Origin of the sequence: Acetobacter fallax, assembly GCF_011516735.1 — a bacterium.
GTDB classification, from domain to species: Bacteria; Pseudomonadota; Alphaproteobacteria; order Acetobacterales; family Acetobacteraceae; genus Acetobacter; species Acetobacter fallax.
Window position 1 is genome coordinate 1 of record NZ_WOSX01000132.1, and the last position, 926, is coordinate 926.

Here is a 926-nt window from a genome sequence, read left to right on the forward strand (position 1 = left end):
GGCGCATTGGCTGGGAGTGAAAGCGTGAAGCAGAGCGCCGACGGTGTCCCACAGAGCACCGACAGTCCGTTCGGCTTTGGCGCGCAGCAAGGCCTTGAGTTTTGAAAAGGCCATCTCGATGGGATTGAAGTCCGGGCTGTATGGCGGGAGGAACATCAGTTCCGCCCCTGCCTGCTCAATGGCCTTCTGTGTCGCCGGAAGCTTATGGGCCGGAAGATTGTCCATCACAACGATATCGCCCGGCTTCAGTGTCGGGATGAGAACCTGTTCGACATAGACCTGAAAGATCGTGCCGTTCATGGGACCATCATGCACGAAGGGCGCGGTCATGCCTGTCAGACGCAAGGCTCCGGTAAAGGTCGTGGTTTTCCAGTGGCCGTGAGGGATACCGGCGCGGCAGCGTTCCCCGCGCAAGGCACGCCCACGCAGACGGGTCATCTTCGTGGAGAGACTGGTTTCGTCAATGAACACCAGGCGCTGCGGATCAAGGTCAGGCTGGAGATCAAACCAGTCCTGACGTCGTTTCAGGACATCTTCGCGTTCCTGCTCCAGTGCATGGGCGGTCTTTTTTTGAATGTCCATCCGTGCTGCCGCAGCCAGCGACTGAGCATACTGTGGCCAATCTCGACGCTACATTCGCTTTGCAGGCGCGCCATCATCTCGTTGAGCGTGATGTCTTTCCGGGCTTCGATCATACCCACGATAAACACTTCATGGGCGTCCAGCCGTGATCCGCGCGGCTTACCCTGACGACGCGGCGTTCGCTCGCCGCTCTCGCGTTCCCGACGCAGCCAGCGGATCGCTGTTGAAATCCCCACACCGAACCGCGCCGCAATCGAGCGGGCTGATGCCCCTGCAGTTCCAGCTTCCAGAACCCGCTCCCGAAGATCATCACTCAATGCTCGTGCCATCACCGTCTCCATCAG

General features: G+C 59.6%; 1 protein-coding gene. It reads right to left on the bottom strand.

Features of this window, described 5'->3' with window-relative positions:
• A protein-coding gene (locus GOB85_RS18825; protein WP_242011637.1) for an IS630 family transposase occupies positions 1 to 911 on the bottom strand; the annotation gives its coding sequence in 2 pieces (ribosomal slippage) (positions 1 to 575 and positions 575 to 911; 912 coding nt annotated over the 2 pieces). This gene is flagged as partial in the annotation.
• Between the last annotated feature and the right edge of the window lie 15 nt (positions 912 to 926).